The 13,450-nt window shown below is 71.4% G+C and carries 11 protein-coding genes; 1 reads left to right on the forward strand and 10 read right to left on the reverse strand.

Features of this window, described 5'->3' with window-relative positions; translation table 11 throughout:
• Positions 1-130: 130 nt before the first annotated feature.
• The 6 genes from folE to dacB all read right to left on the reverse strand — a co-directional run bounded on the left by folE (position 131) and on the right by dacB (position 7,376).
• Positions 131-742: a GTP cyclohydrolase I FolE gene (folE, locus tag J4573_RS31005; protein ID WP_208259438.1), complete on the reverse strand. Its 612-nt coding sequence runs from the start codon at positions 740-742 to the stop codon at positions 131-133.
• A gap of 6 nt (positions 743-748) precedes the next feature.
• On the reverse strand, positions 749-2,758 hold the full coding sequence (gene ftsH / locus J4573_RS31010; RefSeq protein WP_208259439.1) for an ATP-dependent zinc metalloprotease FtsH: 2,010 nt from the start codon (positions 2,756-2,758) through the stop codon (positions 749-751).
• 274 nt (positions 2,759-3,032) lie between these two features.
• Entirely contained in the window at positions 3,033-3,596 is a 564-nt protein-coding gene (hpt, locus tag J4573_RS31015) for a hypoxanthine phosphoribosyltransferase (RefSeq protein ID WP_307797034.1), read from the reverse strand.
• 35 nt (positions 3,597-3,631) lie between these two features.
• Positions 3,632-4,741 carry a tRNA lysidine(34) synthetase TilS gene (gene tilS, locus J4573_RS31020; RefSeq protein WP_208259440.1) on the reverse strand — a complete coding sequence of 370 codons (1,110 nt, stop codon included), beginning with the start codon at positions 4,739-4,741 and terminating at the stop codon, positions 3,632-3,634.
• Between the two features lie 29 nt (positions 4,742-4,770).
• Complete coding sequence (locus tag J4573_RS31025) at positions 4,771-5,880, reverse strand: Rv3626c family coenzyme F420 biosynthesis-associated protein (RefSeq protein WP_208259571.1); 1,110 nt, start codon at positions 5,878-5,880, stop codon at positions 4,771-4,773.
• 173 nt (positions 5,881-6,053) lie between these two features.
• A complete protein-coding gene (gene dacB / locus J4573_RS31030) occupies positions 6,054-7,376 on the reverse strand; it encodes a D-alanyl-D-alanine carboxypeptidase/D-alanyl-D-alanine endopeptidase (protein ID WP_208259441.1) in 1,323 nt (440 codons plus the stop codon).
• Positions 7,377-7,595: 219 nt separating this feature from the next.
• Between dacB and J4573_RS31035 the strand changes: the two genes are divergently transcribed.
• The gene (locus J4573_RS31035; RefSeq protein WP_208259442.1) at positions 7,596-8,099 is read left to right on the forward strand and encodes an inorganic diphosphatase; all 504 of its coding nucleotides are present in this window, start codon (positions 7,596-7,598) and stop codon (positions 8,097-8,099) included.
• Between the two features lie 140 nt (positions 8,100-8,239).
• Here J4573_RS31035 and J4573_RS31040 read toward each other — a convergent pair whose 3' ends face one another.
• The 4 genes from J4573_RS31040 to J4573_RS31055 all read right to left on the reverse strand — a co-directional run bounded on the left by J4573_RS31040 (position 8,240) and on the right by J4573_RS31055 (position 13,399).
• The gene (locus tag J4573_RS31040) at positions 8,240-9,511 is read right to left on the reverse strand and encodes an NlpC/P60 family protein (protein ID WP_307797035.1); all 1,272 of its coding nucleotides are present in this window, start codon (positions 9,509-9,511) and stop codon (positions 8,240-8,242) included.
• A 102-nt stretch (positions 9,512-9,613) separates the two neighbouring features.
• Positions 9,614-10,300, reverse strand: coding sequence for a hypothetical protein (locus tag J4573_RS31045; RefSeq protein ID WP_208259443.1), 687 nt, complete (start codon positions 10,298-10,300; stop codon positions 9,614-9,616).
• A 15-nt stretch (positions 10,301-10,315) separates the two neighbouring features.
• Positions 10,316-12,403: an RNA polymerase sigma factor gene (locus J4573_RS31050; RefSeq protein ID WP_208259444.1), complete on the reverse strand. Its 2,088-nt coding sequence runs from the start codon at positions 12,401-12,403 to the stop codon at positions 10,316-10,318.
• A gap of 246 nt (positions 12,404-12,649) precedes the next feature.
• Entirely contained in the window at positions 12,650-13,399 is a 750-nt protein-coding gene (locus J4573_RS31055) for a nuclease-related domain-containing protein (protein ID WP_208259445.1), read from the reverse strand.
• Between the last annotated feature and the right edge of the window lie 51 nt (positions 13,400-13,450).

A 13,450-nucleotide genomic window follows, 5' to 3' on the forward strand; every position in this document is an offset into this window, starting at 1 on the left:
GATCGACAGTGTTCACTGCCTCTGAGGCCCCGGGCCCTCCCCCGGCTGCGCGGACCCTGGAGTTGGTGGAAACGTTTCCAAACCCCCGGCGAATGTTCACCCGCGCGTCGGCGACCGGGACCGCCCCGGATCAGCCGAGGATGAGGCCCATGGCTTCGGCGCGGGTCTCGGGGTGCTCGCGGAAGTCTCCGCGCACGGCCGAGGTGACGGTCTTGGCGCCGGGCTTGCGAACGCCGCGCATCGTCATGCACAGGTGCTCGGCCTCGATCACCACGATGACGCCGCGCGGCTCCAGGATGCGCATGATCGCGTCGGCGACCTGGCTGGTCAGGCGTTCCTGCACCTGCGGTCGGCGCGCGTAGACGTCGACCAGGCGGGCGAGCTTGGACAGGCCCGTGATCTGGCCGCTCTTGTTGGGCGTGTAGCCCACGTGCGCGACGCCGTGGAACGGGACCAGGTGGTGTTCGCAGACGCTGTAGACCTCGATGTCCTTGACCAGGACCATCTCGTCGTGGTCGGCCTCGAAGACCTTGTTGAGCGCGTCCTCGGGCTCCTGGCGGAGACCGGCGAACTGCTCGGCGTAGGCGCGCGCCACCCGGGAGGGCGTGTCGCGGAGACCGTCGCGGTCGGGGTCCTCCCCGATCGCGAACAGGATCTCGCGGACGGCCTTTTCGATGCGGGCATGGTCGAACCCCGGGGGCTCGGCCCCCGGGGTCTGATCCTCGTCGTACGGAAGAGCCAAAGGAGATCAGCTCTCGCTCGGCGGCGTGTCGACCGGAGCGTCGACGGACTCGGTGGCGCCCTGGCCGTTGTTCTTGGTCAGGTCGGTGACGTCCTGCGGGCCCATCAGCGCCAGCTCCTTCGGAGTCAGCACGGGCGGGCGGTCGGACGGCAGCCGCTTGCCGTAGCCGGTGTAGGAGTTCTGGTGCGGGCGCTTGGTGATCGGCGCGAAGATCTGGAGCACCATGTCCTTGGACAGGGTCTCCTTCTCCATCAGGTTGACCACCAGGTCGTCCAGGACGTCCCGGTACTCGACCAGGATCTCCCACGCGGTGTCGTGCGCGCCCTCGATGTAGCGGCGGACCTCGTCGTCGATCGCCGAGGCGATGTCCTCGGAGTAGTCGCGCTCGTGGCCCATGTCGCGGCCGAGGAAGACCTCGCCCTGGCCGGTGCCGAACTTGCGGGCGCCGAGGCGCTCGCTCATCCCGTACTCGGTCACCATGTTGCGCGCGATCGAGGTGGCCTTCTCGATGTCGTTGGCCGCGCCGGTCGTCGGCTCGTGGAACACCAGCTCCTCGGCCGTACGGCCGCCCAGCAGCATCGCCAGCTGGTCGGTCATCTCCGAGCGGGTGGTGAGGAACTTGTCCTCCATCGGCAGGGTCATCGTGTAACCGAGGGCCCGGCCGCGGGGCAGGATCGTCACCTTGTGCACGGGGTCGGCGTTCGGCAGCGCGTGCGCCACCAGTGCGTGACCGCCCTCGTGGTAGGCGATGATCTTCTTTTCCTTCTCCGACATGACGCGGGTCTTGCGCTCGGGCCCGGCCATCACGCGGTCGATGGACTCCTCGAGGGTGTCCATGTCGATCAGCTTGCGGTCGAAGCGCGCGGTGAGCAGCGCCGCCTCGTTGATCACGTTCGCCAGGTCGGCGCCGGTGAAGCCGGGGGTACGCCGCGCGATGACGTCGAGGTCGACGTCCGGGGCGAACGGCTTGCCGCGGCCGTGCACCCGGAGGATGCCCTTGCGGCCCTCAAGGTCGGGCCGGTCGACGGTGACCTGGCGGTCGAAGCGGCCCGGGCGCAGCAGCGCCGGGTCGAGGATGTCGGGCCGGTTGGTGGCCGCGATCAGGATGACGCCGCCCTTGACGTCGAAGCCGTCCATCTCGACCAGCAGCTGGTTGAGGGTCTGCTCGCGCTCGTCGTGGCCGCCGCCGAGGCCCGCGCCGCGGTGCCGGCCGACGGCGTCGATCTCGTCGATGAAGATGATGGACGGCGCGTTCGCCTTGGCCTGCTCGAACAGGTCGCGGACGCGGGAGGCGCCGACGCCGACGAACATCTCGACGAAGTCCGAACCGGAGATCGAGTAGAACGGCACGCCCGCCTCGCCGGCCACCGCACGGGCCAGCAGCGTCTTGCCGGTGCCGGGCGGGCCGTACAGCAGCACACCCTTGGGGATCTTGGCGCCGATGGACTGGAACTTGGCCGGGTTCTGGAGGAAGTCCTTGATCTCCTCCAGCTCCTCCAGGGCCTCGTCCGCGCCCGCCACGTCGGCGAACGTGGTCTTCGGCGTGTCCTTGGTGATGAGCTTGGCCTTGGACTTGCCGAAGTTCATGACCCGAGAGCCGCCGCCCTGCATCTGGTTCATGATGAACAGGAAGATCAGCACTATCACCACGATGGGCAACAGGCTGAACAGCAGGTTCAGGAAGAAGCTCTGCTTCGGAACCTCGACGTTGTAGCCGCCGGGCAGCTTGCCCGCGTTGGCCTGCTGCTGCAGCTGGTTCTGCAGTTGGAGACCCTGACCGTCAACCCAGGAGGCCTGCTGCTGCTTGCCGTTTTGGAGCGTGACCTCGATCCGCTGATCCTTGTCGATGATCTTTGCGGACTTCACCTCGCCCTTGGCGATCTCCTGGACCACCGTCGAAGTGTCGGTCTTCTCGTAGGAACGGCCGGGGTTGACGCCCCACATGACGAGGGCGACCAAGAGGCCGAACAGCAGGATCCACAGCAGCGGCCCGCGAAAGTAGCGCTTCACGTCCATTTATCCGGTTACCCCTTCGGGGCCCGTCCCTCCTGACCAACGTCTGTGAACCGGCACCCTGCACGTCAGGCCCTGGAAAACCGGGACCCATCGTCCGCCGGGGCGGCCTCCATAATGCGGTACCCCGGCATAGACCCGGGATACCGACGGTACACCGGTAAGCACAGGGGACGCAGCCAGCGCCGATCCCCTGATCCATTCGGTATACCCGTCAACGACCCTTGCAACGATCCGCCGGGGCCTCTTGTTCCCCAGCGCATCGTGCGGTAGGCGTCTAGGCTCCGTCGCCACCGTACACATGCGGGGCGAGCGTGCCCACGAACGGCAGGTTGCGATATTTCTCGGCGTAGTCCAGGCCGTAGCCGACGACGAACTCGTTCGGGATGTCGAAGCCGAGGTATTTACAGTCGATCTCGGTCTTGACCGCCTCGGGCTTGCGCAGCAGCGCGCAGATCTCCAGGGAGGCGGGACCGCGCGAGCGCAGGTTGCTGACCAGCCAGGACAGCGTGAGGCCCGAGTCGATGATGTCCTCGACGATCAGCACGTGCCGGTCGAGGATGTCGGTGTCGAGGTCCTTGAGGATCCGCACCACGCCCGACGACTTGGTGCCCGAGCCGTACGACGAGACCGCCATCCAGTCCATCGAGGCGGGCGAGTGCAGCGCCCGCGCCAGATCGGCCATGATCATGACGGCGCCCTTGAGGACGCCGACCAGCAACAGGTCCTTGCCCGCGTAGTCGGCGTCGATCTGCGCCGCCAGCTCGCGAACCTTGGCCTGCAGCTGGTCCTCCGGGATGAGCACCTTCGACAGGTCAGCGCCCAGGTCCTTCTCGTCCACAACCCCACCCTCATCGCGACGGCACGCACGGCATTTCAGGCCGGTCCGAACAGCAGCCTCCCACACCGCCGGAACGCGCGTACGCCCCCGGGCAGATCGACGTGCCGCTGCCCTCGCCAGTCCGTGACCAGGCGATCCACTTCTTCGACATGAACGGCCGCGAGCGTACCCGGTGGGCTTCCCGCCGCCACCGCCGCCATCCGCAGCACCCGCGTCCGCACGGCCCGCGGCAGCCCCTCCAGCACCTCCACCCGCAACCCGCCGCCCTCACCGGTTCGCCCGTCCCCGCCATCGCCGCCGCCCGCTGCGCCCGCACCATCCGAGCCGTCCGCGCCGCCTTGGCCGTCGGTCCCGCCGCCAGCGCCGCCCTCGCCGTCCGCTTCGCCGTCCGCTTCGGCGTCCGCGAGCGCGCGCTGCGCGAGCCCGTCGAGTGCCTCCGCGTCGTCCCGCAGCATCCGCGCCGTACGGGCCAGCGCCTCGGCCACGCCCGGCCCCAGCGCCTTCTCCAGCGCGGGCAGCGCCTCACGCCTGACCCGCACCCGCGCGAACCCCGGATCGAGGTTGTGCGGGTCGTCCCAAGGCTCCAGCCCCATCGCCAGACACGCCTTCCGAGCCGTCCCCCGATCAACCCCCAGCAACGGCCGCAAGTAACGAACCTCACCCTCAGGACGGGTGAAGGCGGGGGGCATGCCGGCGAGGGAGCGGGCGCCGGAGCCTCGGGCGAGGCCTAGGAGGACGGTTTCGGCCTGGTCGTCGCGGGTGTGGCCGAGCATGACGGCGGCGGCGTTCCAGCGGGCGGCGGCCTGGTCGAGGGCGGCGTAGCGGGCCTCGCGGGCGGCGTTCTCGGGGCCGCCCTCGGTGCCGACGGTGACGGCGATGGAGCCGGCCGGGTCGAGGCCCAGGTCGGCGAGGAGGCGGACGAGCTGGGCCGCGCGGTCGGCCGAGCCCTCCTGGAGGCCGTGGTCGACCGTCACGGCGCCCGCGTGCAGGCCGGCGCGGGGGGCCTCGAACGCCAGGGCGCCGGCCAGCGCGAGGGAGTCGGCTCCGCCGCTGCAGGCGGCCAGGACCAGCGCGCCCGGAGGCAGGCCGGTGAGCGCGCGGCGCACCGCCACGCGCACGGCGGCCACCGCCGGATCAGGCCCCATGGTCAACGCCTACCACGGGGGTGTGACACTCAGCCCTCCAGCGCGTCCGGGGGCGAGTCGATCACGCGCGGGCCGATGACCCGGTTCATCCAGGTCGTGGGCTCCTTGATCTCGTCGTGGGTGGGCAGCGTCTCCGGGGACTGCCAGACCTTGTTGAAGCCGTCCATGCCCGCCTCGGTGACCACCTGGCGGACGAAGCGCGAGCCCTCGGCGTACTGCTTCATCTTGAGGTCGATGCCGAGCAGGCGGCGGATCGTCTTGTCCATGCGCGAACCGCCGTCGCGGCGGCCCTGGAAGCGGTCGCGGATCTGCTGAACGGACGGGACGACCTCGGGCCCGACGGCGTCCATCACGAAGTCGCCGTGGCCCTCGACCAGCGTCATCACCGCGGTGAGGCGGTCGAGGATCTCGCGCTGCTCGGGCGACTGGATCGCGTCGATGAGGCTGGACTCGCCGCCGCGTACGGCGTCGGCCACGGCCTCGGCGGCGTCGCGCATCCGGTCCAGCATCGCGCCCGGGTCCAGGTCGGACGCCAGCAGGAACTTGGTCATCTGGTCCTGCACGTACTCGCGCAGCCAGGGAACGCCGGTGAACTGCGTGCGGTGAGTCTCCTCGTGCAGGCAGACCCACAGGCGGAAGTCGCGCGTGTCGACGCCGAGTTCCTGCTCCACCTGCACGATGTTGGGCGCGACGAGCGTGAGGCGGCCGGTCGGGGCGCGGCCGGACGGGTCGGGCGGCAGGAACAGCTCGTACTGCCCCAGCACGCGGCCCGCCATGTACGCCAGGATCGCGCCGACCTGCATGCCGGTGACGCGGGAGCCGACGGCCTGCACCATCACGCCGGCGCCGCCGCCGAGCAGGCTCGGGCCCTTGCGTTCGTTCATCTGCTCCATGAGCGGCTCGAGCACCACCCGGAAGCCGTCCACGTTGGCCCGGATCCAGCCGGGACGGTCCACGATCGTGGCGGGCGCGGGGTCCTGTTCGGCCTGGATGCCCGTGAAGTCGCGAACGTGCCCCTGGGCGATCCTGGACAGCTCGCGGAGCTCGTTCACCACCTGCCTGGCCTCGTCCTGGCTGACCTGCGGGCCGGGGCGCACGAGCCGGGTCCCGGTCTGGACCGCCACGTTCCAGTCGATCATTGAGGCGCTCATACACTCCACCGTACGTTCCGAGACGGCGCCGGGGCGCCCCTGCACGATCGTTCAACGAACAACCGTTCTGGTTATCTCCCGTACGGGGTTTTCCACACCGGCCGGTAACTACGGGTTTCGGCGAGTTCCGGGGCGAGTTGAAAACCGGTTCGGCAGCCGGGTCAGCAGCCGCAGGAGGCCACGGCACCGGCCAGCTGGTCGAGCTTCGCGGGGTCGGCGGGGCCCTTGCCGTCACCGGCCATGAATGCGAAGGCCAGCAGCCGCCCGTCGGCGTCGATGGCCACCCCGGCGAGGGTGCTGACGCCCGCCAGCGTGCCGGTCTTGGCCCGGACGACCCCGGCCCCGGCCTGGCTGGCCGCCACGGCGTAGCGGGTCTTGAGCGTTCCAGAGAACCCGGCCACCGGCATGCCGGTGATCGCCGCCCGCAGTTCGGGGTGCTCGGGAGAGGCGGCCAGCGCGGCGATGCGGGCCAGGGCGAGCGGCGTGATCTGGTTGCGCGGCGACAGGCCGCTGCCGTCGCCCGTGGACACGCCCTCGGCGACACCGAGCGAGCCGAGGACCTCCCGTACGGCCTCGGCACCGCCGGTGAACGTCACGGGCTTGCCGCGCTTGATCGCGACCTGGCGGAGCATGGCCTCGGCCACGTCGTTGTCGCTGTGGGTCATGAGGTGCTCGATGAGCTCGGAGATCGGGGGCGACTGGACCGCGCCCAGGCGCGCCGCTCCGGAGGCCGCGGTGGTGCGACGGCCCGGCTTGGCGCGCACGCCGTACTTGCCGAGCAGGTGGGCGAACGAGCTGACGGCGGCGGCGGGCGGGTCGCTCACGCGGCCCTTCTCGGCCGGGTTGGACGGGGCGACGCGCCCTTCGTCGACCGTCAGGGCCGTGACCGGGGCGATCTCACCGTCCGGCAGGTAGTTGGACTTCCAGCCCGCGGCCGTACGAGGCCCCTGATAGGCGTTGACGTCGTAGTCGACCCGGACCTGCTTGACCCCGGACGCCTTGAGCGCCGTGGCGGTCTGCCGCGCCAGGTCGATCAGCGAGGCGAACGCGGGCTCGCCCTCGGCCGTGCCCGACTCCGTACCGGACGGCGTGGTCAGGGCCGTCAATGTGGGGTCACCGCCGCCCACGAGCACCACGCCCCCCGCGTTCCCCTGAACGACCTGGGTGGTCATGCGATGCTGGGGGCCGAGGGCGGCGAGCGCGGCCACCGAGGTGGTCAGCTTGGTCGTTGACGCCGGGGTGGCGGGCCGGTCGCCGCGCTGCTGATAGAGCGTTCGCCGGGTGGCGGCGTCGATCACCACCGCGTTGATCTTCGCCGCGGAGCCGCCGATCAGCCCGTTCAGCCGCGCCGCCAGCGTGCCCGGCTGCGGCACCCGGGCGGTGGCGCTCGCCGCCGAAGGCGCCGCCGACGTGCGGAAAGGGTCGCGGACGGCGACCTGCGGCGGCTGCGGCGACAGGTGCCGTTCGGGTGTGAGTTTCGCCACTGCGGCGCCCGCGCCGGCGGTGAAAACATTAAGGAGGGACAGCGTGATCAATGCGAGGGCCCGCGCCCTGCCGGGCACGAGACCGCCCCTCTCCCACTCAGCACTCACCAACGTGCGACATCCTTATATATGGGAACACCCACCCTGTGGGGGTCGGCTTCGCCCGCACAGACTCCCGAAAGACTAGACACTGCGACCACGCGGGGAGCGGAGGACATCTTGGATTTCGACGTCGTCATTGAGATCCCGAGGGGCAGCCGGAACAAGTACGAGGTGGACCACGAGACCGGCCGCATCCGGCTGGACCGGATGCTGTTCACCTCCACCCAGTATCCGGCCGACTACGGCTTCATCGAGGACACCCTGGGCGAGGACGGCGACCCGCTCGACGCCCTGGTGATCCTCCAGGAGCCGACGTTCCCCGGCTGTCTGATCAAGTGCCGCGCCGTCGGCATGTTCCGGATGACCGACGAGGCGGGGGGCGACGACAAGGTCCTGTGCGTCCCCTCGACCGACCCGCGCAGCGAGCACCTGCGCGACATCCACCACGTGCCGGAGTTCGACCGGCTGGAGATCCAGCACTTCTTCGAGGTCTACAAGGACCTCGAGCCCGGCAAGTCCGTCGAGGGCGCCAACTGGGTCGGCCGCGTCGAGGCCGAGGCCGAGATCGAGCGGTCGCGCAAGCGCGAGGCCGAGCGCATCGCGCAGCACGGCGGGCACTGACGCGGGCAGGCGGCGCCGGCACACCGCTCCCCGGCGCCGTCCGCGGGCGAGCACACGCGGAACGCTTCCGTACGAGGTCTTCGTACGGAAGCGTTCCGTCGTCCTGGGCCTGTGCGCTCTCGGCGCGCCGAGCCTGACCGTCACCCTGCGGGGCGGGTCGCGCCGATGAGACCGTTCCGGTAGATGCTGGAGATGCGGACGCTGGCCCCGGTGTAGGGCGCCTCGATCATCCGGCCCTGCCCGAGGTAGATGCCCACGTGGTGGATCGTGTCGGGGTCGCCGGTGTCGCTGGCGAAGAACACCAGATCGCCCGCGCGCAGCTGGCTGACCGGGACGTGCGGTCCGGACGTCCACTGCGTGCCGGTCCAGTGGTCGAGCCGTACGCCCGCCTTGTTCCAGGCGTAGAGCGCGAGCCCCGAGCAGTCGAAGCCGAGGATCCCGGCGCCCTGCGCGACGCCGTAGCTCGGGCCGCTCGCCGTGCCGCCGCCCCACGAGTAGGGCGTGCCGATGAACTTCAGCGCGGCGCGCACGACGAGCGAGCCGCGGGCCGAGCCGCGCGCCAGGTTGATGGCGGTACGTCCCGAACCGGAGAACGACTGCGTGGCCATGCGGTTCATCGCGGCCTCGCGCCGGCGCTGCAGCTCCTCGGTGTGCGCCTGGGCGGATCCGAGCCGTGCCTCCAGGCGCCGCTTGCTGGCGGCGAGGCGCCGTACGGCGGCCTGCTGGTCGGCCACGGCGGCCTCTGCCTGGCGTTTGGCCTCGGCGGAACGCTTCGTCGCGGCGGCCTGCTCGTCGAGCGCCTCCTGGGCCTGGCGCTTGAAGACGTCGGCGACGTTCCGCGCGGCCTCGACCTTCTGCACCATGCCGGTGCGCTGCCGGGCCATCACGTCGACCATCCCGGCGCGGTCCATGAAGCCCTGCGGCCCGCCGTGCCCGCCCAGCGCGGCCATCCACGGGTTGGCCCCGGTGTTGATCTGGTAGGCGTTCACCGCGAACTTGGCCAGGTCCTGCTGCGCCGCGGTCAGCTTCACGTTCGCCTGCGCGAGCCGCTGCTCGGCGACCTTGTGCTCGTCGCGGGCGCGCTGGAGCTTCACGATCTCGCCGTTGTAACGCTCCACTGCGGTGGCGGACGCGATCGCGAGCCGTTCCAGCTCGCCGTTGGCCTCCGCGAGCTGCGCCTTGGTACGGCCGACGTCGGCGGCCCGTGCGCGCTCCGCGCTCTTGCTGCGCGCGATGTCGCGCGCGCTCGGGGTGGGATCCGCCGCGGCGGGCCGGGTCATGGGCGCCGGTACGGTCAGCGCCGTCATGGCGATGGCCACGCCCGAGGACAGGGCGATCAGGCGGAGCGCCGCACCCCTGGCAGCAGGGGACGGCCGGCGCGGGAACGCTGCTGTGCTCGGTGACGGAAACACGGTCCTCCCCTACCGTTAGTCACACAGTGCAGGCAAGTCTTCACTGAGAGTAATTCACATGGGCAACATGGTGAACTCTCGTCACGCGATTCGCACGAGTAACTACCCTCGATGATCAGACCGCACACCCAGCAACCGTTCGATCCACGGACGAACGGTCGTGCGCGGCGGGACGGGGAGCCGCGGGTAGCTGAAGATCGGCACCGCCGCGCCGTAGGAGGCGTGCAGCTCGGCGGCCTTGCACCAGTCGGCGGGCGTACGCGTCGCGGCCCAGGCGGCGGCGAGCGCGGAACGGTATTCGGGCCGCCGCTCCCACAGCCGCAGCAGCGCGACGGTCGCGTGCGCGGCCGAATAACCGTCGTCGGGGTAGGCGCCCGCGGCGAGGAAGGACGCCGTCGCCTGGCCGCCGTGCGGGCTGGCCAGCGCCCACGTCCAGTTGGCGACGACGACGTCGCGTACCGGCTGCGGCAGCTCGCCCGCCGCCGCGTACATGCGGTCGCGGCGCACGCCCGCCAGCCGGTTGGTGGCCAGCAGCCATCCGAGGTCGTCGTCCTGCGGTGAGACGCCCGAACGCGACAGCCACGACAGCACGGTCAGGCCGCGCGCGGTCTGGAGGCGGCACAGCTCGGCCACCTCGCGCCGGGTGCGCGCGGCGGGCTCACTCCACAGCGGCCACCCGACGCGCCGTACGTCCGCGGCGAGGCGTACCAGCGCCGACTCGACGGGCAGCGGGCTGACCCGCGAGTCCGGCCGCTGCGCGTAACCGGGCTTAGTTCCTTGAGTTCCCAATCCTCGTTGCCGCCGTCATCCGGAGCTCTGCGGGCTGGGCCCGGACGCGGAGGGCGACTGCGGCTCCGACGACGACGAAGAGGGCGGCGGAGGCGGCGGCGGGGCGGACGAAGATGTCGGCGGATCCTCATGGGTCGGCGGCGGCGGGTCGGAGTGGGAAGGCGGCTCGGACGAGCTGGGCGGCGGGGGCTCCGACGAGGAGGCCGGAGGCTTGGACGGCTCGGAGGGCGACGTCGAGCCCGGCTGGGAGGGCGTCGGCGACGGCGTCGTCGGGCCCGGGCTCGTCGGAGTGGGCGTCGGGGTCGGCGTGGGCGTCGGGTCCGGGCCGGGGTCGGGCCGCCAGGTGACGTGCACCTGCTGGCCGCCGGGCTGGAACGTGATGCCGCCCTCGCCGTTCGAGGAGGCCCGCCGGAACACGTGCACGGCCAGGTTGACCGACTGTCCGTCCTCCAGGCGTCCCGCCGACTGGCTCGGCCGGACCGGACCCCAGGTCGTTGCGCGCCAGCTGATCGGACCGCCCGTGGCCTCAAGGGTCACGGTCCCGTCGGACGAGCCCGCGAGGTCGAGGTAGAGCGGCGAGATCAGCAGCACCCCGGAGCCGCCCGGCGGCGACGGCGGAACGTCATGCCCGTCGGGAGCCGTCTGGTAGTCGCGGCGCGGCGACGGTGACGGCAGCACCGCCGAGGGCGGCGCCGACGACGCCTGCGCGCCCAACGGGAACGTGGCCGACACGGGTGCGCCGGTGGCGCCCTGGGGCCCGTGCCCGTTCACCGGCTCCGGCGCGTCGTCCACCGGCGGAACGGACGGTACCCGCGGATGGGCCGCCCCACTCGCGGCATCACGACCCGAGCCGCGCCCACCGTCGATCAGGTAACCGGCCAGACCCGCGGCCGCGCCGAGCACGATCAACGCGATCGCGGTAGCCGCGACCGCCCGCACCAGCCCAGCCCCGAACCGCCCGTCCCGATCCGCAACTCGCCCCGCAGAGGCAGAGGCAGAGGCGGGAGCGGGAGCGGGAGCGGGGGTCGTCGCTCGACTTTCGGTCTCGGCGGCTTTGTCGTCGCCGCTGGAACTGCGGGCGGCGACCGCTGCCAGGCCCACGCCGCCCGCAGTGTCGGCTTCGCTCGCGCGGTCTCTTCGGTCTCTTCGGTCTTTGCGGTCTTTGCGGGATTTGCGGTCCTTGCGGGGGCGGTCGGTGTCGCCGGGACGGCGGGAGCCGCCCCGGCGCATGCCGTTGCGCCAGGGCAGCGCGCTGCCTCGCGACGAGCCGGCGCGGCGCGGGAGCACCGAACGGCGGGGCTGCACGGGGAAGCCGCCCGGGGTGAACTCGCTGACCCGGGTGGCGACGAAAAGCCGGTAGCCGACCAGCTCGGGGTCGAGGAAGCAGCTCATCACGCGCAGGCGCAGGGCGTCGGGCGGCTCGGCCTGCGGGAGCAGGCCGTAGACCTTGGCAGCCGACACCGTTCGCGGGCGGAACGTTCCGCAGGCCGTGCACTCGTCCGCATGGCTCAGCAGGCGGGCGCGCAGCCCGTGGTTCATCTCGCCGCGCCGCTCGCGGAGCAGCCGGCCACGCTCGGCGCAGCCGTACGGGCCCTGGTGGGCGAGGATCTCGGCGGTCAGCGCCACCTCGAGCTCGGCGTGCGCGCGGTCGAGGGCGGCCTGGGCCTCCTTGACCGGCAGGTCGAAGACCGCCGCGAGGTCGGGCACCGAGAGCTGGTGGCGGACCCGCAGCTCCAGGATCTCCCGGCTGAGCGGCGCGAGCCCGAGGACGGCCTGCCAGGCCATGATCCGCTGGTCGACGTCCTCCTGGTCGTGGCTGGCGACGGGCAGGTCCGGCGGCTGGCCGCCGTAGGGCATGCGGCGCCCGCACTCCAGGCGGGCGATCGCGTACAGCCACGGCCCGAAGCGGTCCGGATCGCGCAGCTTGTCGATGTGGGCCTCGGCGACGATGAACGTGTCGCGCAGGGCGACCTGCGCGGCGTCACGGCCGCGCAGCTGGAACCAGCAGTAGGCGTAGAGCCGGTCCGCGTAGGCCTCGTACACCGCCGCGGGTGCACCCGAGTCCCGCGAACGCAGCGCCTCGACCAGGAGGTGGTCGTTCATCCTTAAAAGGTAAAGGTTCTACAGACTCTTTACCGTCAATTTCAAAGGAACGAACTCCTTTAGCCACAATGTTCCGTCCCGCGCGACAGATCTATTACCCATTCCATCCGAGAGTGCCGCAATTGAAGGCTTTGAATGGCGATTGTCCGTCATGTCCGACTGATTCGATCTTAGGCCTTCACCTGGATCACCTTCCTCCACGCTTCCGAGCGAACACTCTGCGTGAAGGGCGTTAGGGAACCGTGATCAGTCCGGAAAAAGGGTCTCCAGCATGGGCGGGAGAACGCGTTCCGCCGCCGCGGCGACGGTCGCGACCTGCGCACTGGTAAAGATCACGGGACGCGTGGAAATGAGATGGGGCAATGGCCCCGCCGCACAGAAGAGCACGCCGCCGTGCCGCAGCCCGGCCCGGCCTACGCGCGCTCCGTGCACGGCCACGAGCGGGGCGACCGGGATGTCGTGGTCGAGTTCGGCGCCGAGGAGTTCGGAGACCGTGTGCGCGCCGCGCGCTGCCGCGCCGGCCACGTCGCCCGCGGGCCGACCGCCCGCCCACAGCCGCCGCCCCTCCGAGCGCAGCCGGGCGCCCCAGCGCCAGCGGCGGCTCGCGATCGCGTACACGCCGGTGATGCCGACGACCAGATGGTCGAGGTTGGTCGCGGGCAGGCCGGGGACGGCGCGGTCGTGCAGCACGTGGAAGCCCGCCGGGTCGAGCCTGGCCAGCCGCCGCCCGGTACGCCGTTCGGCCAGCGCGCCCCGGCGCCAGCTCGTCGCCGCGCCCGGGCGGTTCCGTTCATAGACCGCATGCATGGTGAACGCCGCCACGGCCACGATCGGCCCGGCCCACCAGAAGCTCAGACCGGAGACGACGACCCCGAGCCCGCCCGCGAGGACGGCCCGGAGCACGACCCGTTCCGGCCGGTGCTCGGCGGCCAGCAACCGATACCGCGACCAGGCGGAGGCCCCGGCATCCGTCGTGCCGAACCCGCTGCTCCGCACCGAACGCCCTTTCTCCTCGGCATTCAGCGCAAGCGTGGGGCCAGTCGCGCC

This window comes from Actinomadura barringtoniae (assembly GCF_017573505.1).
In the GTDB taxonomy this organism is placed as follows: domain Bacteria; phylum Actinomycetota; class Actinomycetes; order Streptosporangiales; family Streptosporangiaceae; genus Spirillospora; species Spirillospora barringtoniae.